27 protein-coding genes are annotated in these 24,375 nt (G+C 40.4%); 26 read left to right on the top strand and 1 reads right to left on the bottom strand.

What is annotated here, in order from left to right:
- The first annotated feature begins 27 nt into the window (after window positions 1-27).
- The 5 genes from fliO to flhB are packed head-to-tail and all read left to right on the top strand — an operon-like array spanning window position 28 to window position 3,525.
- Window positions 28-414: a flagellar biosynthetic protein FliO gene (gene fliO / locus A6E03_RS10285; RefSeq protein ID WP_065593798.1), complete on the top strand. Its 387-nt coding sequence runs from the start codon at window positions 28-30 to the stop codon at window positions 412-414.
- Window positions 401-1,270: a flagellar type III secretion system pore protein FliP gene (fliP, locus tag A6E03_RS10290; protein ID WP_065600812.1), complete on the top strand. Its 870-nt coding sequence runs from the start codon at window positions 401-403 to the stop codon at window positions 1,268-1,270. Before fliO ends, fliP begins: the two co-directional genes overlap by 14 nt.
- Window positions 1,271-1,279: 9 nt before the next feature.
- Window positions 1,280-1,549: a flagellar biosynthesis protein FliQ gene (gene fliQ, locus A6E03_RS10295; protein WP_065593796.1), complete on the top strand. Its 270-nt coding sequence runs from the start codon at window positions 1,280-1,282 to the stop codon at window positions 1,547-1,549.
- Between the two features lie 32 nt (window positions 1,550-1,581).
- A complete protein-coding gene (gene fliR, locus A6E03_RS10300) occupies window positions 1,582-2,364 on the top strand; it encodes a flagellar biosynthetic protein FliR (RefSeq protein ID WP_065600813.1) in 783 nt (260 codons plus the stop codon).
- Between the two features lie 30 nt (window positions 2,365-2,394).
- Window positions 2,395-3,525 carry a flagellar biosynthesis protein FlhB gene (gene flhB / locus A6E03_RS10305; RefSeq protein ID WP_065593794.1) on the top strand — a complete coding sequence of 377 codons (1,131 nt, stop codon included), beginning with the start codon at window positions 2,395-2,397 and terminating at the stop codon, window positions 3,523-3,525.
- A gap of 24 nt (window positions 3,526-3,549) precedes the next feature.
- On the opposite strand, the gene A6E03_RS10310 is transcribed toward flhB, so the two are convergent.
- On the bottom strand, window positions 3,550-4,224 hold the full coding sequence (locus tag A6E03_RS10310) for a flagellar brake protein (protein ID WP_065600814.1): 675 nt from the start codon (window positions 4,222-4,224) through the stop codon (window positions 3,550-3,552).
- Window positions 4,225-4,486: 262 nt separating this feature from the next.
- Between A6E03_RS10310 and flhA the strand changes: the two genes are divergently transcribed.
- From flhA to ccmI, 21 genes are all read left to right on the top strand, one after another.
- Window positions 4,487-6,580, top strand: a complete 2,094-nt coding sequence (gene flhA / locus A6E03_RS10315; protein ID WP_065593792.1) for a flagellar biosynthesis protein FlhA — start codon at window positions 4,487-4,489, stop codon at window positions 6,578-6,580.
- 34 nt (window positions 6,581-6,614) lie between these two features.
- Entirely contained in the window at window positions 6,615-8,099 is a 1,485-nt protein-coding gene (gene flhF, locus A6E03_RS10320) for a flagellar biosynthesis protein FlhF (RefSeq protein WP_065593791.1), read from the top strand.
- Window positions 8,096-8,986, top strand: a complete 891-nt coding sequence (locus A6E03_RS10325) for a MinD/ParA family protein (protein ID WP_065593790.1) — start codon at window positions 8,096-8,098, stop codon at window positions 8,984-8,986. Before flhF ends, A6E03_RS10325 begins: the two co-directional genes overlap by 4 nt.
- Window positions 8,979-9,710 carry an RNA polymerase sigma factor FliA gene (locus tag A6E03_RS10330; RefSeq protein WP_065593789.1) on the top strand — a complete coding sequence of 244 codons (732 nt, stop codon included), beginning with the start codon at window positions 8,979-8,981 and terminating at the stop codon, window positions 9,708-9,710. Before A6E03_RS10325 ends, A6E03_RS10330 begins: the two co-directional genes overlap by 8 nt.
- 47 nt (window positions 9,711-9,757) lie before the next feature.
- Window positions 9,758-10,126, top strand: coding sequence for a chemotaxis response regulator CheY (gene cheY / locus A6E03_RS10335; RefSeq protein ID WP_065593788.1), 369 nt, complete (start codon window positions 9,758-9,760; stop codon window positions 10,124-10,126).
- Between the two features lie 32 nt (window positions 10,127-10,158).
- Entirely contained in the window at window positions 10,159-10,875 is a 717-nt protein-coding gene (locus A6E03_RS10340; RefSeq protein WP_065593787.1) for a protein phosphatase CheZ, read from the top strand.
- Between the two features lie 9 nt (window positions 10,876-10,884).
- On the top strand, window positions 10,885-13,050 hold the full coding sequence (locus A6E03_RS10345; protein WP_065600815.1) for a chemotaxis protein CheA: 2,166 nt from the start codon (window positions 10,885-10,887) through the stop codon (window positions 13,048-13,050).
- 15 nt (window positions 13,051-13,065) lie between these two features.
- Window positions 13,066-14,184, top strand: a complete 1,119-nt coding sequence (locus tag A6E03_RS10350; protein ID WP_065593785.1) for a chemotaxis response regulator protein-glutamate methylesterase — start codon at window positions 13,066-13,068, stop codon at window positions 14,182-14,184.
- A 10-nt stretch (window positions 14,185-14,194) separates the two neighbouring features.
- Entirely contained in the window at window positions 14,195-14,962 is a 768-nt protein-coding gene (locus A6E03_RS10355; RefSeq protein ID WP_065593784.1) for a ParA family protein, read from the top strand.
- Window positions 14,962-16,017: a chemotaxis protein CheW gene (locus tag A6E03_RS10360; RefSeq protein WP_065600816.1), complete on the top strand. Its 1,056-nt coding sequence runs from the start codon at window positions 14,962-14,964 to the stop codon at window positions 16,015-16,017. Before A6E03_RS10355 ends, A6E03_RS10360 begins: the two co-directional genes overlap by 1 nt.
- Before the next feature lie 29 nt (window positions 16,018-16,046).
- Entirely contained in the window at window positions 16,047-16,541 is a 495-nt protein-coding gene (locus A6E03_RS10365) for a chemotaxis protein CheW (RefSeq protein ID WP_065593782.1), read from the top strand.
- Window positions 16,541-17,002, top strand: a complete 462-nt coding sequence (locus A6E03_RS10370) for a DUF2802 domain-containing protein (RefSeq protein ID WP_065600817.1) — start codon at window positions 16,541-16,543, stop codon at window positions 17,000-17,002. Before A6E03_RS10365 ends, A6E03_RS10370 begins: the two co-directional genes overlap by 1 nt.
- A gap of 286 nt (window positions 17,003-17,288) precedes the next feature.
- Window positions 17,289-17,903 (top strand): cytochrome c biogenesis heme-transporting ATPase CcmA, encoded by a 615-nt coding sequence (gene ccmA, locus A6E03_RS10375; RefSeq protein WP_065593780.1) that lies wholly within the window; start codon window positions 17,289-17,291, stop codon window positions 17,901-17,903.
- The gene (ccmB, locus tag A6E03_RS10380) at window positions 17,904-18,572 is read left to right on the top strand and encodes a heme exporter protein CcmB (protein WP_065593779.1); all 669 of its coding nucleotides are present in this window, start codon (window positions 17,904-17,906) and stop codon (window positions 18,570-18,572) included.
- 42 nt (window positions 18,573-18,614) lie between these two features.
- Window positions 18,615-19,367, top strand: coding sequence for a heme ABC transporter permease (locus A6E03_RS10385; protein ID WP_065600818.1), 753 nt, complete (start codon window positions 18,615-18,617; stop codon window positions 19,365-19,367).
- A gap of 23 nt (window positions 19,368-19,390) precedes the next feature.
- A complete protein-coding gene (gene ccmD, locus A6E03_RS10390) occupies window positions 19,391-19,597 on the top strand; it encodes a heme exporter protein CcmD (RefSeq protein ID WP_065593777.1) in 207 nt (68 codons plus the stop codon).
- Window positions 19,594-20,079 (top strand): cytochrome c maturation protein CcmE, encoded by a 486-nt coding sequence (gene ccmE, locus A6E03_RS10395; protein ID WP_065593776.1) that lies wholly within the window; start codon window positions 19,594-19,596, stop codon window positions 20,077-20,079. The genes ccmD and ccmE overlap by 4 nt, the downstream gene beginning before the upstream one ends.
- Window positions 20,076-22,034, top strand: coding sequence for a heme lyase CcmF/NrfE family subunit (locus A6E03_RS10400; protein WP_065593775.1), 1,959 nt, complete (start codon window positions 20,076-20,078; stop codon window positions 22,032-22,034). Before ccmE ends, A6E03_RS10400 begins: the two co-directional genes overlap by 4 nt.
- Window positions 22,035-22,037: 3 nt before the next feature.
- Window positions 22,038-22,589, top strand: coding sequence for a DsbE family thiol:disulfide interchange protein (locus A6E03_RS10405; protein ID WP_065593774.1), 552 nt, complete (start codon window positions 22,038-22,040; stop codon window positions 22,587-22,589).
- On the top strand, window positions 22,589-23,104 hold the full coding sequence (locus A6E03_RS10410; protein WP_065593773.1) for a cytochrome c-type biogenesis protein: 516 nt from the start codon (window positions 22,589-22,591) through the stop codon (window positions 23,102-23,104). Before A6E03_RS10405 ends, A6E03_RS10410 begins: the two co-directional genes overlap by 1 nt.
- Window positions 23,101-24,315 (top strand): c-type cytochrome biogenesis protein CcmI, encoded by a 1,215-nt coding sequence (gene ccmI, locus A6E03_RS10415; protein ID WP_065593772.1) that lies wholly within the window; start codon window positions 23,101-23,103, stop codon window positions 24,313-24,315. The genes A6E03_RS10410 and ccmI overlap by 4 nt, the downstream gene beginning before the upstream one ends.
- The last annotated feature ends 60 nt before the right edge of the window (window positions 24,316-24,375 follow it).

Here is a 24,375-nt window from a genome sequence, read left to right on the forward strand (position 1 = left end):
AAGTCACTGAACGAAAAGGGAAGGTATATGAAACAGCTATGGTTATTGGCCCTCGTGCCCTTTCCTTTGTTCGCTGCAAGCACCAACAATGTTGATTTAGCAGCAACATTGGGTTCACTTATTTTTGTCATAGCGCTCATCTTATTTTTTGCATGGTTGCTAAAACGGATGAGGGTCCCAGGTGTCGTGGGGGGAGCTGGCAGTTCAATGAGTATTGTAAAGCAGCTTCCTGTTGGTACTAAAGAGCGTATTGCTGTTGTCCAAGTCGGAGAAGAGCAATTTCTGATCGGAATTACCTCTCAAAATATCAATATGCTGAGTAAGCTTGAAACCCCGTTAGAAATAACAGAAAAAAAGCTAACACCATTTTCAACCCAACTAAGCCAACTGATGAAAAAAGATGCTAAAAACTAATTTAATTGCCGCCACTTTGGCGGTTTTTTCACTCTTCTTTATGACATCCTCTGCATGGGCAATTGATGATTTAGCAAGCGCGATCCCTGCCACGGCTGCTAGCAGTGAAAATATGACCTTAACGGCGATGGAAAAAGATTCTGGTGCCGCGAAAACCATCGCACACGGTAGTAGTTCTGGTGGTGGTATTCCAGCTTTTACCATGACAACTAATGCGAATGGTGGTGAAGATTATTCGGTTAATCTTCAGATTTTAGGGTTAATGACGATGCTAGGCTTTTTGCCTGCCATGGTTATTTTAATGACCTCATTTACTCGTATTGTTGTGGTTATGTCGATTCTTAGGCAAGCCATGGGTTTACAGCAAACACCATCGAATCAAGTTATTATTGGCATCGCAATGTTTTTGACTTTTTTCATCATGGCACCGGTGTTTGATAAAATAAATAACACCGCTATTCAGCCTTATATCAATGAAGAAATTAATGCGCGAGAAGCGTTTGATGTCGCTCAAGTGCCTATGAAAGAATTCATGTTAGCGCAGACTCGAGTTAAAGATTTAGAAACGTTTGTGAATATGTCGGGTGTCGATGTCGACACTCCTGAAAACGTTCCTATTACGGTTATTATTCCTGCCTTTATCACTTCTGAATTAAAAACGGCATTCCAAATTGGTTTTATGCTTTTCTTACCGTTCTTAATTATCGATTTAGTGGTGGCCTCCGTCTTGATGGCGATGGGTATGATGATGCTTTCGCCTATGATCGTATCGTTACCGTTTAAATTAATGTTATTTGTACTGGTTGATGGTTGGAATTTAATTCTTTCAACTCTCGCCGGTAGCTTTATGACTTAAGGAGCAAGCATGACCCCTGAAATGGCGATTGAGCTATTCCGCGGTGCACTGTACATGGTGCTTATCATGGTGTGTGCCATTATTATTCCAAGTTTATTAATCGGCTTAGTTGTCGCTGTTTTTCAGGCTGCAACCTCTATTAACGAACAAACCTTAAGTTTTTTACCGCGTTTAATCGTAACGTTATTAGCATTGATGTTGTTCGGGCATTGGATGACGAGAATGCTAATGGAGTATTTTTACGAATTGATCGCGCGAATGCCTACGATATTGTATTGATGGTTTTATTTTAGTAAGCATAAGCTGATGTTATGGAATACCCAACTCAACTAGTTTTAGATTTTATAGCGACCTATTTTTGGCCCTATACTCGCATTTCAGCCATGTTAATGGTGATGTCTGTATTTGGGGCTCGTTTTGTGTCGCCAAAAATTCGACTTTATTTAGGGTTGAGTATCACCTTTGCTGCAATGCCAGCTATTCCCGCGATGCCATCTGACATTCAACTGGTCTCTTTTCAAGGCTTTATGATTACGGCAGAGCAACTCATTATTGGTGTTGCCATGGGGATGGTGACCGTCTTTGTTACCCAGACATTTGTATTGCTTGGGCAAATTTTAGGTATGCAATCAAGTTTAGGCTTTGCCTCAATGGTTGATCCTGCAAATGGTCAGAATACCCCTTTGCTTGGCCAATTGTTTATGTTCTTGTCTATCTTGTTCTTTTTGGGAACAGATGGTCATTTAGAAATGATCAATTTTGTAGTGATGAGTTTCACTACATTACCCGTCGGAATTGGAAAATTAACCAGCGTTGATTATCAATCCCTTGCAGGTTGGCTTGGCATAATGATGAAAGCCGGCTTAAGTATGTCTCTCTCTGGGATCATTGCTTTATTAACGGTTAACTTATCATTTGGTGTAATGACTCGTGCAGCACCTCAATTAAATATTTTCTCTTTGGGCTTTGCATTTGCACTACTGGTCGGATTATTGCTGACGTCTTATATCATTCTTGGTTTGTTTACCCATTACGACTTACATTGGGGTCGTGCAGAAGCCCAAATTTGTAGCTTGATAAGATTGGATTGCTAATGATTGAATTAAAAGTAGTGGAGGTCAGTCATGGCAGAAAGTGACGGTCAAGAACGCACCGAAGACGCCACGTCCAAACGCTTGCAACAAGCCAAAGATAAAGGGCAGGTTGCAAGGTCAAAAGAATTAGCGTCAGTATCGGTACTCGTCTGTGGTTCAGTGGCGTTAATGTGGTTTGGTGAAGATGTTGCCAAAGCCCTTTTCTCCATCATGGAACGTTTATTCTCCCTTTCTCGAGAAGAGATTTTTGACACCAATAAATTACTAGAAATTGTTGGCGGCGCATTAGGTGCATTAGTCTTTCCTGTATTATTGATACTGGTTACCTTGTTTGTTGCGGCATTAATTGGGGCTGCAGGTCTTGGTGGGATCAGTTTTTCAGCAGAAGCGGCGATGCCAAAACCATCGAAAATGAACCCAATGTCAGGCATTAAACGTATGTTTGGTATGCAAAGTTGGGTTGAGCTTTTAAAGTCGATCTTAAAAGTGTCACTTGTAGGAGGAACCGCCTTTCATTTGATCAATAAAAGTAAGGCCGATTTATTTCAACTGAGTTTAGATACTTATCCATCCAATATTTTCCATTCTCTTGATATTCTGTTGAATTTTATTCTATTAATAAGTTGTACTTTATTGATTGTGGTTGCGATTGATATACCTTTTCAAATTTGGCAACACGCGAATCAATTGAAAATGACAAAACAAGAAATTAAAGATGAATACAAAGAGACAGAAGGTAAGCCTGAGGTAAAAGGCCGTATTCGTATGTTGCAACGAGAAATGACACAGCGACGAATGATGGCAGATGTTCCCTCGGCGGATGTTATTGTTACCAACCCCGAACATTATTCAGTCGCTTTACGTTATGATCAAAGTAAAGACTCAGCACCAATTGTGGTGGCTAAAGGGGTTGATCATATTGCAATGAAGATCAGAGAAATTGCTCGTGAACATAATATTGATATATTGCCAGCACCACCGCTTGCTCGAGCGTTATACCACTCAACAGAAGTAGAACAACAAATCCCTGATGGGTTATTTGCGGCTGTTGCTCAGATCCTAGCATACATATTTCAGATGAAGCAGTATAAGAAAAAAGGTGGGACGAAACCTGAGCTTGATGAAGATACGTTAACCATTCCAGATGAGTTAAAGAAGTAGGAATAATGTAGTTATGCTATTTCTTTATAAATGCCAATTTTTTAGCATGCACTGGTGATGAATAGTCTGTAAGTCAGATGTATTTATACTTTCTGAATTAAACATAACCCCTAATTTAGAGTGCTTTTCTTTAGCATCAATATTTTTGATTTCGCCAGTAACCGTAATAGGATCGGTTGTTTCTAGTTCTATCGATACATTGACTTTCTGATTGATAAGATTGTCTGGATTCAACTTGGCTGGAAGTGAAATAGCACACCCCCCAACAGAAAAGTCAGTCATTAAGCCTGTAATGTTATGGCTTCCAACGGTTAAATTGCATGAAAACTTAGTTTCAAGGCGTTGATGAGTACGGATCTGTCTCATTGATATGCTGTTGGGTGCATGAAGGCAAATCATCTCCATTGGACGATAAATAACAGAGTGAACCTGTGTCCTAAATGCGATGACATCGCGATGCGTCGTATTGGTAATTGATCGAAAGGTAACTTCAGCGCCTTCTAGATAGATCTTATTAAACTCTAAAGGAGGTGACATAGGATATTCAATAAAGACGTATTGACCCTTTTTAAAGCCAATCAGAGTTGAACTTGCTTGGGCTGATTGACCATTAGGGCAAGTGATTTCGATAATGACTCTAGCACCAATATCCATTTTATTAAGTACGTTTTGATCAGTACTAAGTGATACGTCATTCATGTGGCTACCAAGTAAAAAACAAGCTTCTAATTATACAAATAACGATGTTATTTTCAATCTAGATTGTTATTTTCATTTGAAAATTAAGTGGTTAGCTCAAAAAGTTTACTTGTTGTTATCTCTGTCAGAAAAGTGGAAGATAAAGCCAAAAAAGTGACATTAATCTGGCTCGAAATTTGCTTTATTAGAAAGGTAATCATGTTATCAGTTATTTATTATTGATAATCGTCAGTAATAACGTCGAGTATAAGAAGCAAAAGTAATGAAATTTCAAATGCCCTTTCCAAATCAGCTATCTGGCTTAAAAGGTAAACGTATCCCGCCATTAGGTGCACCAATATTGGTGTTATCAACGTTAGCGATGGTTATATTACCAATACCTGCATTTTTACTCGATCTCATGTTTACTTTTAACATTGCTTTGGCAATGGTTGTGCTATTAGTCACCATCTATTCGCGTAGACCTCTTGATTTTGCTGCTTTCCCTACCATTCTTTTGGTCTCTACATTATTGCGTTTAGCATTGAACGTAGCCTCAACTCGAGTCGTACTCCTGCATGGCCATGAAGGTCCAGGAGCTGCAGGTAACGTCATCGATGCGTTTGGTAATGTTGTTATCGGTGGTAACTATGCGGTGGGTTTAATCGTATTTATTATCTTGATGATCATTAACTTTATGGTTGTAACCAAAGGTGCAGGACGTATTGCCGAAGTAAGTGCGCGTTTTACCTTGGATGCATTACCGGGTAAACAAATGGCGATTGATGCGGATTTAAACGCTGGACTGATCGATCAAGAACAAGCACGAACGCGTCGTTTTGAAGTAACAAAAGAGGCTGATTTTTACGGCTCAATGGATGGTGCGTCTAAATTCGTAAAAGGGGATGCCATTGCCGGTATTCTTATTCTTTTTATTAACATTATTGGTGGTCTGGCCATTGGTATGAGTCAGTTTGATCTTGGTTTTGGTGACGCGATTCAAATTTATACATTGTTAACCATTGGTGATGGTCTAGTTGCTCAGATCCCATCGTTACTATTGTCTATTGGTGCGGCGATCATGGTGACTCGTCAAAACACAGATGAAGATATGGGTGAGCAATTAGTATTCCAACTCGTTGATAATCCTAAAGCATTAATGGTGACCGCGGGTATTATGTTTGTGATGGGTATTGTCCCTGGAATGCCTCATTTCCCATTTATTCTTCTTGCCCTTCTTACGGGTATGTGGGCGTATTACCTGACTAAAAAGAAAGAGAAAGAGGGCGAAGATAAGAAAGCGGCCCCTCCAATGGAACTGTCATCATCTCAACCTAAAGAACTATCATGGGATGATGTGCAACCTGTTGATGTTATTGGATTGGAAGTCGGCTATCGATTAATTCCAATGGTAGACAAAGAACAAGGTGGTGAATTACTTGATCGTGTGAAAGGGGTTCGTAAGAAACTATCCCAAGATTTTGGTTTCTTAGTTCCAGCCGTACATATCCGAGATAATTTAGAGCTGCCACCAAACGTATACCGAATTACCTTAATGGGTGTTGCAGGCGGTGAAGCTGAAATTCGCCCAGATAAAGAATTAGCGATTAACCCCGGTCAAGTTTATGGGTCGATTGAAGGTGAACCAACCTTTGATCCCGCTTTTGGTTTAGAAGCCGTTTGGATCAATGGTGAACAAAGAGAGCACGCTCAAGCTCTTGGCTATACCGTTGTAGATGCAGCAACGGTGTTGGCGACACATTTAAGTCAATTATTAACAAATAATGCAGCGCAGTTGTTAGGTCATGAAGAAGTTCAAAACTTACTTGAGTTACTTTCACAAAGTTCCCCTAAACTGGTTGAAGGGCTAGTTCCAGATCAACTGCCGTTAGGTGCTGTTGTTAAAGTGCTTCAGAATTTATTGAATGAAGCAATTCCAGTTCGAGATATTAGAACTATTGTCCAAACTTTGTCGGAATATGCGCCAAAGAGTCAAGAACCTGACATTTTGACGGCCGCAGTTCGAATTGCATTAAAACGTCTAATTGTCCAAGAAATCAATGGTGTAGAGGCTGAAATGCCGGTTATTACATTAGTCCCTGAGTTGGAACAAATATTGCATCAAACAATGCAGGCATCAGGTGGTGAAACCACGGGAATTGAACCTGGATTGGCAGAACGTTTACAAGCCTCTTTAACTTTAGCGACTCAAGAGCAAGAGTTAAAAGGAGAGGCTGCCGTTTTATTAACTTCTGGGGTATTACGTTCGACATTAGCCAAGTTTGTTAAGAATACAATTCCTAACTTACGAGTGCTTTCTTATCAGGAAATACCAGATGAGAAGCAAATTAGAATAGTTCAAGCTGTTGGTCACTAACCGCGTCGACTTCATTTAGCGCAGGAATACGAAATTGAAAATTAAACGATTTTTTGCAAAAGATATGCGTTCAGCTCTAGTTCAAGTAAAAGAAGAACTAGGGAGTGATGCCGTTATTATGTCAACTAAGAAAGTAACGGGTGGTATTGAGATCGTTGCAGCTATCGACCCTAATTCGCAGCAGGGTTCATTTCCTACGAAAGCACCTCGTAAAATTGAAGAAGATAAAGTCAGTGTTGGAAAAGGGTCCATGACACGACGCTTTGCTAATATGATCAAACAATACGGTTCTAATAGCGGTTCGACTGCCCAAGAATCAGAACCTGCGAAAGCAGAAAGAGAAGAAGACAGCTTAGCCGCATTATTAAAGCGCCAATCTAAATTTCAGGGTCAACCTTCTAACTCTTATCAATCAATGACGTCTCAAACTCCAAAACTTGACACCTCAGGGATGACTCGTGCGATTCAAAGTAATCCTAATTTAGCGCACTTGATTTCTGATGAACCAATGAAACAGCAAAACAAGCCAGTACAACCAAGATTAGACCCTTCTCGTTATGAGAAAGGAAGACGAACAACACAAGAATCTAATGAAGATTTAGAGCACATGCGTTCAGAAATGTCGTCTATTCGTCGTTTATTAGAGCATCAAGTATCAGGCTTAATGTGGCAAGAAGTTGAGCGACGTGAGCCATTACGTGCAATGTTGATTAAACGTTTAGAAAAGATGGGTTTATCGGCAGAACTTGCTGACCAACTTGCGTGTTATATTCCAGAAGATACCGCGCCTAAAGATGCTTGGTCTGCACTGCTTAAACTACTTGCAGAGCAAATACCAACAGCGAAGGTAGATACATTATCTCGTGGTGGTATTGTTGCTTTGCTTGGCCCTACTGGGGTTGGTAAAACAACGACGATTGCAAAATTGGCTGCACGAGCAGCGATGGAGTATGGACCAGATCAAGTCGCGTTAGTCACAACAGATACGTTCCGAATTGGAGCCCAAGAACAGCTGGCTATTTATGGTCGTATTATGGGGTGTCCAGTCCGTATTGCTAAAGATGCAGATGAGCTTTCTTCTGTTTTATACCAATTACGTAATCGCCGTCTTATCCTTGTTGATACCGCAGGTATGGGGCAAAGAGATGTCCGATTAACAGAGCAACTTGATACATTAATGGAAAATAGCGGCTCAGAAATTAGCAGTTATTTAGTGATGCCAGCAACGGCACAGCGACGAGTATTACAAGAAACAATAGATCACTTTAAGCGCATCCCACTATCAGGGTGTATTTTAAGTAAGATTGATGAATCACTAAGTTTAGGCGAATTAATTAGCGTGACAATTGAAAATGGACTGCCAATAGCCTATATAGCAAATGGACAGCGAGTACCTGAAGATATTGTACTGGCTCAACCAAAATACTTAGTAGCAAAAGCAAATGAATTACTAGAAAAAACGACGGAAAAGGACCCTCATTTCTGGAATAGTGAAATGCCAGAGGCAGACAATTTATGATTGATAATAATATATACGATCAGGCTAGCGGATTACGACGACTGACGAAACCTACGTTAACTAAAGTAGTTGCCGTAACGGGTGGTAAAGGCGGCGTAGGTAAAACAAACGTAACATTGAATTTAGCACTATCACTTGCGCAGCAAGGAAAGAAAGTGATGGTGTTGGATGGCGATCTTGGCTTAGCAAATATAGATATTATGCTTGGTGTTCGAACGCATAAAAATTTAGGACACGTCCTTAGTGGAGAATGCGAACTTGCGGATATTATCGTTGAAGGCCCATACGGCGTTAAGATAATACCAGCGACATCAGGTTCTAAATCAATGGCTGAATTAAGTCCTGCGCAGCATGCCGGTTTAATTCGTGCCTTCAGTAGTTTAGAAGACAACATTGATGTGCTTTTAATTGATACCGCTGCAGGTATATCGGACATGGTAACGAGTTTTGCTCGTGCTGCTCAAGATGTACTTGTTGTTGTTTGTGATGAACCAACATCAATAACGGATGCTTACGCCTTAATTAAACTATTAAGTCGTGAGCATAATGTACAGCGTTTTAAAATCGTTGCGAACATGGTGAGAAGTTACCGAGAAGGTCGTGAATTATTTGCTAAATTAACCTTAGTGACTGATCGTTTCCTATCTGCAAATATGGAATTGGTGGCTTGTATACCGTTGGATGAAAAAGTTCGCTTAGCTGTTAGAAAACAAAAAGTTGTTGTTGATGCTTATCCTCGCTCTCCAGCAGCATTAGCGATGAAATCATTAGCGAATAAAGTGGTTACTTGGCCAGTACCAAGATCACCAAGCGGTCATTTGGAATTCTTCGTGGAAAAATTATTACGAGGAGACAATGCAGGTGAAGTCGAGGACGATTATGTCTAATGGGCTAACTTACGATCATAAAGGCATCGTTAACAGTCAGAAAGCGTTTTTAGAGCGTTACTCTGATTTAGTGAAACGAATTGCTCACCATTTAATGGCAAGATTACCGGCGAGCGTGCTAGTTGATGATCTTATTCAGTCAGGCATGATCGGTCTGTTAGAAGCTCAACAGAATTACGATGGCAGTAAAGGTGCAAGTTTTGAAACTTACGCTGGGATCCGAATTCGCGGTTCGATGTTGGATGAAATCCGACGTGGTGATTGGGTTCCTCGTTCTGTTCACAAAAACAGTCGTATGGTTAATTCTGCAATTAAAGCACTTGAGGCTAAACTTTCTCGTGAACCGGTCGATAAAGAGATAGCAGAATATTTAGAATTACCGTTAAACCAATATTATCAGATACTTAATGATGTAAATTGCGGTAAACTAGTCGGTATGGAAGATTTAGGTGTTTCTGATGATGTGATTACAACAGAAGAAAACGCTAACGATAATATTCCCTTTCAGGGTGTTGCCGATGAGCACTTTAGGGTCGCTCTTGTGAAAGCGATTAAAACGCTTCCAGAAAGAGAAGCCCTTGTTTTATCTCTTTATTATGATGAAGAGCTAAACCTAAAAGAAATTGGTGCGGTGATTGGTGTCAGCGAGTCTCGCGTCAGCCAAATTCACAGCCAATCAATGCAACGACTACGAGCCAAGTTATCAACTTGGACGGTAGAATAATTAAATCCCGTTACTTGCCCTCACTGGAGGCGATTTTGAATAAAAACATGAAGATCCTTATTGTTGACGACTTCTCAACAATGCGCCGTATTGTAAAAAACTTACTACGTGACTTAGGTTTTAATAACACCCAAGAAGCAGATGATGGGTTAACCGCATTGCCATTGCTTAAAAAGGGCGGTTTTGATTTTGTAGTAACAGATTGGAACATGCCAGGAATGCAAGGGATCGATTTGCTAAAAATGATTCGTGCTGATAACGAATTAAAGCATTTACCAGTATTGATGATCACTGCTGAAGCAAAGCGTGAGCAGATAATTGAAGCCGCTCAAGCTGGTGTAAATGGTTACATTGTTAAGCCATTCACAGCCGCAACATTGAAAGAAAAACTAGACAAAATTTTTGACCGTTTATAAGAAAATGTTGTGCTGTAAGGATTAGCCAGAAAATGATTTCATTAACCGATGCCAAAGAGCTTGTCGCTTTATTAGAAGCGGGTAAGCAAGAAGAAGCGGATCAAATAGTCGCTTCATTAACGGTTGTTAACGAACCTCCAATGCTGCAAGAAATAGGTTTTTTAACTCGTGACCTTCATGAGTCATTGAAGAACTTTAAACTCGATCATCGAGTGGTCACTATCGCTAATGATGAGATCCCTGATGCACGTAATCGTTTGCAATATGTGATTGATAAAACGGAAATGGCAGCCAATAAAACCATGGATGCGGTTGATCGTTCATTTCCTATTGCTGACGAGTTGCATGAGGGGCTACTTCAAGTTCGCCCTCAATGGAATAGCTTAATGAAAGGCAGAATTGAGTTGACTCAATTTAAAGCGTTATGTCACAACATTGATGGCCTACTTACTCAAGTTGAAGGGAACAGTTCAGAGCTACGTAATGAACTGACCAACATCTTAATGGCGCAAGATTTTCAAGATCTTACCGGTCAAATTATTAAACGAGTAATTACCTTAGTTCAAGAAGTTGAAGACCGATTGGTTGATATTTTGACGTTGTTTAAAGTAGAAGAGCGACTTGCTGAACAAGATGAACTCAATAAGCCTTCTAAGGCAGAAGGACCTATTTTAAATCCACATGAACGTGAAGATGCAGTTGCATCTCAAGATGATGTTGATGACCTATTAGCCAGTTTAGGATTTTAGAGGAATATTATGAGCTTTGAAATGGATGAAGACATCCTGCAAGATTTCTTAATTGAAGCAGGAGAAATTCTTGAGCTACTTTCTGAACAATTAGTTGAATTAGAAAAACGTCCTGACGATTCTGATTTGTTAAATGCTATTTTCCGAGGTTTTCATACTGTAAAAGGGGGAGCTGGCTTCCTTTCATTAACAGAGCTGGTTGATGTCTGTCACGGCGCTGAAAATGTGTTCGACATTCTTAGAACAGGTAAGCGTAAAGTTACTTCTGAGTTAATGGACACCATTTTAGAAACGCTGGATAGCGTAAATGTCATGTTCAGTTCAGTTCAAAATGGTGAGGTTGTCGATCCTGCGGAACAACGACTATTAGATTTACTTCATGATCTAAGTAAACCTGCGACAGAAGCTGAAGTATCTACAACGACAATGGTTGAGCCTATTATTGCTCAAGAACCCGTTGTGGAAAACACGATTCATGATTCAGTGGATGATATTACAGAAGATGAATTTGAAAAGTTATTAGATGAATTGCACGGCAAAGGTGCAGCTCCATCAAGTGCTTCTTCAACGCCAAAAGTACCACTTACTCCAGTCATGGACAGTGCCGCTGATGGAGACATTACAGATGATGAATTTGAACGATTACTTGATGAGCTTCATGGTTCAGGTCAAAGCCCAAGCAAGTCAACTATCGTACAAACACCAGTAGCACCAATTACTAATATTAAGTCTGTTGATGAAACCTTAGCGGGTGCTCCAGATTTGATGAGTGATGATGAGTTTGAAAAACTGTTAGATCAACTGCATGGTTCAGGAAAAGGACCAACAGATGAAGAGCTTGATCAAGCCGTAAAACCAGCGGCAGCAATGGCTCCGGCGGCGCCTGCACCAATAGTGAAAGAAGAACCAACACGAACAACAGCGCCAGCACCAACAAGAACTCAAGCACCAGAAGCAAAGCCTGTAGCAAAAGCACCTGCTAAACCACAAGCTAAACCTCAAGCAGAAAGCACGGTTCGTGTTGATACATCAACGCTTGATAGCATTATGAACATGGTTGGTGAATTGGTTCTAGTGCGTAACCGTTTAGTGAGCTTAGGCTTAAATAGCAATGACGAAGAAATGTCAAAAGCGGTTTCAAATCTTGATGTCGTTACTGCTGACATCCAAGGCGCAGTAATGAAAACTCGTATGCAACCGATCAAGAAAGTATTTGGTCGTTTTCCTCGAGTTGTACGAGATCTTGCACGTACACTGAAAAAAGATATCGTGCTTGAAATGCGTGGAGAAGAAACTGATTTAGATAAGAATCTAGTTGAAGCGCTTGCCGATCCACTTGTTCACTTGGTGCGTAACTCTGTGGACCATGGTATTGAAATGCCGGATGTTCGAGCTAAAGCCGGTAAAGAACGAACTGGTAAGGTTATCTTATCTGCCTCTCAAGAAGGTGATCATATACTGCTGAGTATCATCGATGATGGTGGCGGTATGGACGCGGACAAACTTCGTGGTATTGCCGTTACTCGTGGTTTGATGGACAGTGATGCGGCGTCTCGTTTAACCAATAAAGAATGTTATAACCTTATTTTTGCACCAGGTTTCTCGACTAAAACTGAAATTTCAGAAATTTCAGGTCGTGGTGTTGGTATGGACGTAGTGAAAACAGCGATCAACCAATTAAATGGGTCAATTGACATCGATTCAAGCATGGGTGAAGGCACCAAAATTGTTATTAAAGTGCCCTTAACTTTAGCTATTTTACCAACGTTAATGGTTGGGGTTGCTAATCAACCATTTGCTTTGCCGTTAGCTAGCGTTAATGAAATATTCCATCTTGATTTATCGAAGACAAATGTCGTTGATGGGCAATTAACAACTATTGTTCGTGAAAAGTCGATCCCATTATTCTTCTTGCAAGATTGGTTAGTTCCTCGTTCTCGTCAAACAGAGCGTAAAGGGTTAGCTCATGTTGTGATTATTCAATTAGGAGCGCAACGAGTTGGTTTCGTTGTTGATACATTAATTGGACAAGAAGAAGTCGTGATTAAACCGCTTGATGAATTACTGCAAGGCACGCCAGGAATGGCAGGTGCAACCATTACTTCTGATGGTCATATTGCATTGATCCTTGATGTTCCAAATTTGCTAAAGCGTTACGCCGTTCGCACGCGCTAATGCACAAGGACTGACATGGCAATAAAAGTATTAGTTGTAGATGATTCTAGTTTTTTTCGTCGCAGAGTAAGTGAAATCATTAATGCAGATCCTCGTCTTGAAGTTATCGACGTAGCGGTTAATGGTAAAGAAGCGGTAGAAAAAGCAAAATTATTAAAACCTGATGTCATTACTATGGATATTGAGATGCCAGTCATGGATGGCATCTCAGCAGTAAGAGAAATAATGAAGGTCTGTCCAACACCGACCTTGATGTTTTCTTCTCTTACTCATGATGGCGCAAAAGCAACGCTGGACGCATTAGATGCTGGCGCGTTAGATTTTTTACCAAAGAAATTTGAAGATATCGCGCGCAATAGAGATGAAGCGGTTAGTTTATTGCAAAAACGCATTGCTGAAATTGCTCGTAAGAAATTGTTTATGCGTCGTCCTGCTTTGGCTGCGCAAACGACAACATTGACGCCGCGTCCAACCGTTCGTGCTAACGCATCAACGGTGGTTCCCGCTAAAGCGGCTCCTGTGGCACCAATAGCGCAGCGTTTTAAAGCAACAGGTAAAAAATATCAGTTAACCGCGATAGGGACTTCAACGGGAGGTCCTGTTGCATTACAAAAAATATTAACGGCAATTCCGGCTAACTACCCGCATCCGATTATTTTAGTCCAGCATATGCCAGCAACATTCACTGCAGCGTTTGCTTCGCGTTTAAATAATCTTTGTAAGATCCAAGTAAAAGAAGCCGCCGATGGTGATGTACTAAAACCTGGTTGTGCTTATCTTGCTCCTGGTGGCTTACAAATGATGATAGATGGCCGCCCTGGTTCTTCTCGTTTGAAGATTTTAGATGGCGGAGAACGCATGAATTACAAGCCTTGTGTTGATATTACTTTTGGTTCAGCCGCTAAGGTGTATGGCGATAAAGTACTTTCTATGATCTTAACTGGTATGGGAGCGGATGGTCGTGAAGGCTGTCGTATGCTTAAGGCCGCAGGATCAACCATTTGGTCTCAAGATGAAGAAAGTTGCGTTGTTTATGGTATGCCTCAAGCAATAGATAAAGCAGGTTTATCATCAGAAAGTTTACCGTTAGAACGCGTAGCGGAAAGAATCCTGACTGAAGTCGGATTAAAGTAGGAAAATATAAATGATTGTCTGGAGCATAGCGAACCAGAAAGGTGGAGTGGGAAAAACGACAACAACTATCACACTCGCCGGTTTATTAAGTCAGCGTGGTAAACGTGTGTTGTTGGTTGACACAGACCCTCATGGCTCCTTAACAACCTATCTTGGGTATGACTCAGACAATTTGCCGTGTAGCTTATTTGAACTGTTTCAATTACCGACGTTAAATAAAGCGACGATAACGCCGTTTGTTTTAAAAAGTGACATTCCTGGGTTGGATCTTATTCCAGCGCATATGTCTTTGGCTACTCTTGATCGTGTTATGGGAAACCGTAATGGTATGGGGTTAGTATTAAAGCGAACATTAAAAGCCTTAGAAGATGACTATGATTACGTATTAATTGATTGCCCACCTATTTTAGGGGTGATGATGGTGAATGCGTTAGCAGCAAGTACACGTGTACTCATTCCAGTACAAACCGAATTCTTAGCGATGAAAGGTTTAGAAAGAATGATGAAAACATTGAATATAATGCAGCGAAATAAGCCATCTTTGTTTGATGTAACCATTATTCCAACGATGTACGACAAACGCACAAATGCTTCATTACAAACATTAATGGAATTGAAGTCTCTCTACCCAGAGCAAGTATGGGCTTCAGCTGTCCCTATTGATTCTCAGTTTAGAGATGCGAGTTTAAAAAGAATGCCGCCGTCATTTGTTTCCCCAAATAGTCGTGGTGTTTTTGCTTACAAAACATTATTGAATTATTTAGAGCGATTAGCTTAATGGCTGAGTTTAAAAAACTGACCAGTGAGGAAGCTCTTGATGACTATTTTTCATCACTGTTAAATGCAGAGGTTATTGAACTGACCCCTGTTATTGAAGAAATTGTTTTTGTAAAACCAGAGATTACATGGCATTCAAATTCAGTCACGGTAGAAGAGCCAGAGCCACAATATCAACCACAATTTTCAGCAAGTGTTGATGACAGTGATGATTATCCATTTGAGTTGCCACAGCTAGAAGATGTTCAGCGTTTACTGAGCCAATTAGAAAGCTCTCAGATTGAAGCTCAAATAGAGATAGATGCATTAATACTCGAAGATGTAGAGTTCAACGTTAATATTGAACCAATCCCAATATTGGTAGCAGAAGAAACTAAGAGTGAAACTGAAGACATACCAGAAGAAAATCTTGATCTTTCTGCATGGGATTTGTCAGATAAAATCACAGTAGCGCCTTCTTCTGAGGCGGAAATTGAAGAGCCTCAACCGGTTGAAAATACGCTTGCTACGATTGATGAAAATCAAGATGACACAACAGAGGTTCAATTAGAAACCAAAGCAGGCAAAGCACCACCGCCAAGTGGTTTAGATTGGGAAAATGTTGAGCATGACAACGAATTTCAAGTGTTATTTTTTGAAGTAATCGGTGTTACTTTTGCCGTTCCATTAGCTCAATTAGGGGGAATTCATCAAATCACTGAGTTGAATCACTTAATCGGTCGTCCTGATTGGTATCTTGGATTGCAAAATAACAAAGAAACTCAAGTTGATGCCCTTGATACTGCTAAGTGGGTTATGCCACAAAGTATCAAAGATGACAGCTATAAAGATGATTACCAATACCTAGTTATGCTTGGAGAAAGCAAATGGGGTTTAGCGTGTAATGCGCTCGCTGGGACTGAAAATATCACTAGCGATCGAATTCGCTGGCGTGAAACCGCGGGGAAGCGACCGTGGTTGTCAGGAATGGTAAAAGATAAGATGTGTGCCTTGATTCATGTTGAGGCGATGATTACGATGCTTAATGCCGGTCTCGACATTAAGGGAATAGAGTAAGATAACTCTAAAGAGGACGAGGAAAGAAGATGTCTCAGATTAATGAAGTAGGGATCCGTAAAGATCAAGTTAATGATGAAGTATTGCAGTGGGTAACGTTTCAACTAGAAGAAGAAACTTACGGTATTAATGTAATGCAAGTGCGCGAAGTATTGCGTCATACTGAAATTGCACCAGTACCGGGTGCTCCAGATTACGTTCTAGGTATCATTAATCTTCGCGGTAATGTAGTCACAGTTATTGATACTCGTTCACGTTTTGGTTTAATGCAGGGTGAGATTACGGATAATACACGTATTATTGTTATCGAATCTGAGCGTCAAGTTATCGGTATCCTTGTTGATAGTGTTGCGGAAGTTGTATACTTACGTTCATCAGAGATTGACACTACGCCAAGTGTTGGCACGGAAGAAAGCGCTAAGTTCATCCAAGGCGTTAGCAACCGTGATGGCAAGTTACTTATCTTGGTAGACCTAAATAAACTTTTGTCTGAAGACGAATGGGATGACATGGCAAGCCTATAATGGTTGATATATTAACTCAGCTCTCAGAGCTATTTGCAGTAACAGCAATGATCTTAGTTCTTGTGGTTTTTTTTATTTTAAATCGCAAGAATAAACAGTTAGTCACGGAATTTACGCTAGCTCAAAAACAAAATAAACAACTTCAAGATGAACAACAAAAGCTAAATAAGCAATTTGTTGAATTTCGTACTGGTTCTATTAATTTAGGGCAGCAAGTTGCTGAATTGACTAAATTAAGTCAACATTTTGATGATCGTTTAAATGAGCTAGAGAATACAGATGTCGACAGTCGTTTGTATTCAAGAGCCAATAAATTGGTTCAGTTAGGTGCTGGTATTAACGAGTTAATGGAGGAGTGTGAATTGCCTAAAGCAGAAGCCGAGTTAATGATGTCTTTACAAGCCAAAATTGCAAAAGGCAAAGGTTCTATCCCGCCATTACGATTGGAAGACGAAGATTAATATTCGGCTCCCATCTTAAAAAATGAATAAGCTCCTCATTTGAGGGGCTTTTTTTACGCCTATAGAAAAAGTGATTTATGATTAAAATATCAAAGTAACCATAAAGTGGTATTTGTTTATCTTTTCAGTAACCAGTTGATACCCTTATAGATTATAAGGTATTTAAAAAATGAAACGAAAGGACATACTTATTTACTTATCTATCTAAATAGATTTGTTTTATATCTAAGTTTCATCGTTTTTGCTGTGCTAGAATGCCGATAATATTTTTTAACAATAGACAGTTATGCTAGAAATTCGCAACGTAACCTGTATTCGAGATGAACGCGTTTTATTTGAACAGCTCAGTTTTACCATATCTAGTGGTGAGCTAATCCAAATTGAAGGGCAAAATGGTGCAGGTAAAACAACATTACTTCGCATTATTGCAGGGTTAGGTTATGCGGATGAAGGTGATATCTATTGGAATGGAGAATTAACCAAGAAAAACCGTGAAGAATTTCATTCAAACTTACTTTTTCTTGGTCATCATACTGGCGTTAAGCGAGAGCTAACCACCTTTGAAAATCTCGCATTTTATCAATCGATGCATAATAATTACGATGAAGCAGCAATTTGGGATGCTTTGGCTCGTGTTGGATTAGCAGGCAGAGAAGATGTTTCTGCTGGTCAATTATCAGCAGGACAGCAACGTCGCGTTGCATTAGCTCGTCTTTGGTTAAGCAACCATAAATTATGGATTTTAGATGAACCGTTAACTGCGATTGATAAACAAGGTGTGAAAGTACTTGAGCAGTTGTTTATGGATCATGTGAAGCAGGGTGGTATTGTTTTATTGACCACTCACCAGGATTTATTTAAAGACAGCGATAAATTGAAAAAAATAAGATTAGGTGAGTAGATGCTGACTTCAATGACAACCATTATTCGACGTGAATTATTAATCGCATTTCGTCGTAAAGCAGATGTACTTAACCCTTTGTGGTTTTTTATTATCGTCATCACTCTTTTCCCATTGAGTATTGGTCCTGAACCGATGCTATTAGCGCGTATTGCTGCTGGTATTGTATGGGTTGCCGCTCTTTTATCGGCGTTACTTTCTTTAGAGCGATTATTTAGAGATGATTTTTCAGATGGCTCTTTAGAGCAAATGATGTTGATGCCAACGCCTTTATCTGTTCTTGTTCTTGCTAAAGTGTTCGCTCATTGGGTTTTGACTGGCTTGCCTCTTATTATTATTAGCCCATTACTTGCTATTTTATTGTCTTTAGATTTCAATTCTTGGTTAGCCATCGTGTTAACTTTATTGCTTGGTACGCCAACATTAAGCTTTCTTGGTGCGGTTGGTGTCGCATTAACGGTAGGATTACAGAAAGGGGGGGTGTTATTAAGCCTTCTTATTCTACCTTTATATATACCAGTTCTAATTTTTGCTACATCAGCGATTGATGCTGCTAGCCTAGGTATGGCTTATAATGGTCAATTAGCTATTTTAGGCGCTCTTTTTATGGGCTCCGCAACACTGACTCCTTTTGCCATTAGTTCGGCACTGCGAGTGAGTGTTCAATAAACATAATTATAATTTTATATTTGAAGTAAGTGAGATAAACCAATGTGGAAATGGCTTCATCCTTACGCTAAACCTGAAAAAGCGTATCAATTAAGTACCACGCTATTGCCGTGGTTTGCGGTGATTTCAATCATTAGCTTAACGGTGGGAACCATTTGGGGTCTAGCCTTCGCGCCTTCTGATTATCAACAAGGTGATAGTTTCAGAATTATCTATATTCATGTTCCTTCTGCTATCTTGTCGATGGGGGCCTACATGTCGATGGCAATCGCCGCTTTTATCGGTCTCGTATGGCAATTTAAATTGTCTGATATGGCAGCTGCGGCAATGGCTCCTATTGGCGCTGTATTTACCTTTATTGCATTATTAACCGGTGCTGTTTGGGGTAAACCAATGTGGGGTGCATGGTGGGTATGGGATGCACGTTTAACCTCTGAGCTTATTCTTCTTTTCTTATACTTAGGGGTGATTGCGCTTTATAGTGCATTTGATGATCAACGAACCGCTGCTCGTGCTGCTGGTATTCTTGCTATTGTTGGTGTCATTAACCTACCTATTATTCATTTCTCAGTAGAGTGGTGGAATACGCTTCATCAAGGTGCAAGTATCACCAAGTTTGATAAACCTTCCATTTCTTCAGATATGTTGTGGCCTTTATTATTAAATATTATTGGTTTTGCAACTTTCTTTGGTTCTGTGACTCTTATTCGCTTTAGGAATGAAATTTTAGCAAAAGAGAGTCATCGTCCTTGGGTTAGAGCATTGGTAGAATCAAAATCTACTGCATCTAAATAACGAGAGATAAAGGAATTATTGTCATGCATTTTGATACATTCAGTGATTTTTTAGCCATGGGCGGTTATGCCGTGTATGTATGGGGCGCATTTGGTGCCACTTTTCTCTCATTATTCTGGATTTTATTTTCTAGCTTAGGCAAGCGTCGCCAATTGCTAAAAGAAATTGAACAGAAAATGGCACGAGAAGAACGAATTAAAAAAGCAAAAACTATGGAGAACACACTATGAATCCAAGACGTAAAAAACGCCTAGGATTGATCCTTGCTCTATTCTTTGGGGTCAGTGCAACGGTTGGCTTGATGATTTATGCATTGAATCAAAATATGGATTTATTCTATACCCCAACGGAACTCGTTAACGGTAAACCTGATGGCACTAAACCTGAGGTTGGTCAACGTCTTCGTATTGGTGGGATGGTTGTCGCTGGTACTGTAAAGCGTGACAGCGAATCTTTAGAAGTTTCATTTAAAGTTGCCGATATTGGTCCAGAAGTTACGGTTACTTATAGCGGTATTCTTCCTGATTTATTCCGTGAAGGGCAAGGTATTGTAGCGCAAGGTGTTCTTGTCGATGCAACCACAGTTAAGGCTCATGAAGTACTGGCAAAACATGATGAAGAGTACATGCCGCCTGAAGTTGCAGAAGCAATGAAGAAAACGCATGAGCCACTTCAATACACAGATCAACAAAAACAAGGAACAGGTCAATGATCGCAGAACTCGGTCATTTTGCCTTAATTGCTTCTTTAGGACTTTCCATCCTATTGAGTATATTGCCAATATACGGTGTAAGCCGTGGCAATAAAGCATTAATGCAAAGTGCAAGACCATTGTCGTGGGGTATGTTCTTACTCCTTGGCTTATCATTTGGGATCTTAATGTGGGCGTTCTACATTAATGATTTTACCCTGCAATACGTAGCAAGTAACTCAAACAGCTTACTTCCTTGGTACTACCGTTTAACGGCAGTTTGGGGTGCTCACGAAGGGTCATTATTGCTTTGGGTTCTTATCCAAGCAGGTTGGACTGTAGCCGTTGCTACCTTTAGCCGTGGGATGCCACAAGAATCTGTTGCTCGTGTATTAGCGGTAATGGGGTGGATTAACGTCGGTTTCTTACTGTTCATTATCCTTACATCAAATCCATTCTTACGTACTCTGCCATTCTTCCCAATTGATGGTCGTGACTTAAATCCGCTTCTACAAGATCCGGGTCTAATCATTCACCCACCAATGCTATACATGGGTTATGTAGGTTTCTCTGTTGCGTTCTCTTTTGCAATCGCGTCTTTAATGGCAGGTCGTTTAGATACGGCTTGGGCTCGTTGGTCTCGTCCTTGGACAATCGCGGCATGGTCATTCCTAACGGTAGGTATCTCTCTAGGTTCGTGGTGGGCATATTATGAACTTGGCTGGGGTGGCTGGTGGTTCTGGGATCCAGTAGAAAACGCATCATTCATGCCTTGGCTTGCTGGTACTGCATTAATGCACTCATTAGCGGTAACAGAGAAGCGTGGTACGTTTAAAGCGTGGACAGTGTTACTTGCGATCTTAGCGTTCTCATTAAGTTTATTAGGCACTTTCCTTGTTCGTTCAGGCATCTTAGTATCGGTTCACGCCTTTGCTTCTGATCCATCGCGAGGCATGTTCATTCTTGGTTTCCTAGTCATGGTAATCGGTGGTTCACTGCTATTGTTTGCATTGAGAGGAGCGTCAATACGAGCTCGTGGTAATTTCTCACTGTTCTCTCGTGAAAATGCCTTATTAGCAAACAACACGTTATTGATGACCGCATTAGTGGTGGTTCTTGTTGGTACGTTACTGCCGTTAGTTCATAAACAACTTGGTTTAGGTTCTGTATCTATTGGTGCACCCTTCTTTGATATGTTGTTTGCGTGGTTGATGATCCCATTTGCTTTCTTAATGGGGATTGGTCCACTGATCCGCTGGAAACGTGACAACTTAGGTCATTTAGCAAAACGCATGGTAATTACAGGCGCTATCACAGTTCCTCTAGCTGCTGTCTTTATGGTTATTTTTGCAGATAGATTCCAATTCATGCCATACCTTGGTTGGATGATGTCTATTTGGATTGTGATCTTACACGGTTTTGAATTGCATGAACGTGCAACTCACCGTCATACGTTCTTTGTTGGTTTAACTAAATTAGGTCGCAGTCACTGGGCAATGATGTTTGCACACATTGGTCTAGCCGTAAGTATTATCGGTATTGCAATGGTACAAAACTACAGCATTGAAAAAGATGTACGTTTAGCACCAGGTGAGCATATTGAAATGAACGGATACCAGTTCTACTTTGCCGGTGTGCGTGATACTGACGGTCCTAACTATGACGGTTATACCGCTGATTTTGATATCACTCTTGATGGTAAGGCGATTAATACCCTTCATGCTGAAAAGCGTTTTTATGAAACCTCAGGTTCTATGATGACAGAAGCAGCAATTGATCGTGGTTTTACTCGTGATCTATACATCGCAATGGGTGAGCGTTTGGATGATAACCGTTCATGGGCTGTACGTATTTACTACAAACCATTCGTACGTTGGATCTGGGCTGGTACATTATTTATGGCGATTGGTGGCATATTAGCGTTATCTGATAAGCGCTACCGTTTCCGTAAAACAGCAAAAAAACAGGAAGCTTAAATCATGAATAAGAACTTTTTATTTGCACCTCTAGCTCTGTTTTTAATTTTAGTTGCCGTGTTTGCTACTCAGTTAACACGTAACTCAAATGGTGATGATCCAACCAAACTCGAGTCAGTGTTAGTTGGTAAGCACGTACCAGAATTTCGCTTAGAAGATTTGGCGGAAGAAGGTAAATTGTATGATCAAAACATCTTTAAGGGTGAACCTTTACTATTAAACGTATGGGCGACGTGGTGTCCAACGTGCTATGCAGAACACCAATATCTAAATACCCTTGCAACTCAGGGCGTTAAGATCATCGGTATGAACTACAAAGATGAGAGAGCGGGTGCGGTTCAATGGTTGAGAGAGCTTGGTAACCCGTATCTAATCACTCTATTTGATGGTGATGGCATGCTAGGTATGGATTTGGGTGTGTACGGCGCACCTGAAACCTTCTTAATCGACAGCAATGGTATTGTTCGTTACCGTCACGTTGGTGATGTGAATGATCGCAATTGGAATGAAGTATTAAAACCAATGTACGATCAACTTGTTGCGGAGGCTAAATAATGAACAATAGCTTACGTAAATGGGGTCTTCGTAGTTTTGCTGCCATCGCATTGAGTTTCTTTGCGGTGCAAGCAAGTTATGCAACGATTGACCTATATAAGTTTGATTCACCAGAACAAGAACAGCAATTTAAAGAACTAGGACAAACACTGCGTTGTCCTAAGTGTCAGAACAATAACATTGCTGATTCAAGTGCTGAGCTTGCTCAAGACATGCGCCATAAAGTGTATGAAATGACGAAAGCTGGAAAAACAGACGAACAAATCGTTGCTTATATGATTGATCGTTACGGAAATTTCGTAACTTACGATCCGCCATTAACCGCAGGCACATTAATTTTATGGTTAGGGCCATTAGGTGTACTTGTGTTTGGTTTTGGTTTTATTGTCCTTCGTAGCCGAAAGAGTAAAACCGTGATAGAAGCGAATTCAGAAGAGTGGGATAACGAACATGAAGAACGTTTGAACGCACTATTAGATGAGAATAACAATGAAGATGGGAAGGTAAACAAATGACTTTGTTTTGGATTTCGACCTTAGCCCTAATTTTTGTTGGTGTGGTATTTATCGTTCTTCCTTTATGGAAAGCAAGAGAGCAAGATGATGAAGCCCGCCGAGATGAATTGAACAAAGCGTTCTATAAAGATCGCTTAGCTGAACTGAAAGAAGAAGATGCCGAAGGCCTAGTAAATAATCAAGATGAGTTAATTACAGAGCTAAAACAATCATTGCTTGATGACATTCCAGCGAAAGAAAAAGCACAGCAAGATAACCTAAATGCACGATTGTTTATCCTGCCTTCTGTCATTATCTTTATTGTAATTACTTACGGTTTATACTTTAAGTTTGGCAATATCGATAAGATTGAAAAATGGCAAGAAGTAAGTGCACGCTTACCTGAACTGTCTAAGCAATTAATGAACCCTGAAGGCGTTTCTCTTAGCGATTCAGAAATGACAAACCTAACATTGGCATTACGTACTAAATTACATAATGAACCAAAAGACGCGATGGGTTGGTTCCTATTGGGTCGTATTGGTATGTCAAATCGAGATATCGATACGTCGGTAGGTGCGATGAAAAAAGCGTATGCACTAGAACCAACAAACGTTGAGATTAAATTGGGTTATGCTCAAGCGTTAATGCTTTCGGGTGATGATGCAAAAGCAGAACAAGCTAAGAAAATGCTAAAACAAGTACTTCGTAGTGACTCAACCAACTTACGTGCATTATCGTTATTAGCGTTCAGTTCGTTTGAGCGTCAAGATTATAAAGGTGCCGTTTCAGCATGGAAAGCAATGCAAATGCTGATTGGTCCTGATGATTCTCGCTATGAAATGTTGACTCGTAGTATTGAGCGTGCTCAATCTAAGATTAACCCAGAAGCGAGCCTAGATAAGCAAGTACCGATTACGATTAACCTAGGCAGCAATGTAACGCTACCTTCGCAAGGTGTTGTGATTGTATCCATCCATCCTGCTGATGGGTCAGCAATGCCTGTAGCCGCAGCTCGTATCCCATTAAGTCGTTTCCCGCTTAAAATCATGATGTCAGATGACAACAATATGATTGAGCAGCGTAAACTGTCTGATATGCCTAACTTTATTGTTCGAGCTCGTATCGATCAAGATGGTAATGTATCGACTAAAGAGGGCGATTGGTATGGTGAAAGCACAGTAAGTACATTAGGTAAAAATGTATCTGTTGAGATTGATAAGCAATACTAATATCTCTTAACAAGTGGCATACTACGGCGGGTAGGAGCATTTAGCTTCTGCCCGTTTTTT

It is taken from the genome of Aliivibrio sp. 1S128 (assembly GCF_001691065.1).
Classification (GTDB): Bacteria; Pseudomonadota; Gammaproteobacteria; order Enterobacterales; family Vibrionaceae; genus Aliivibrio.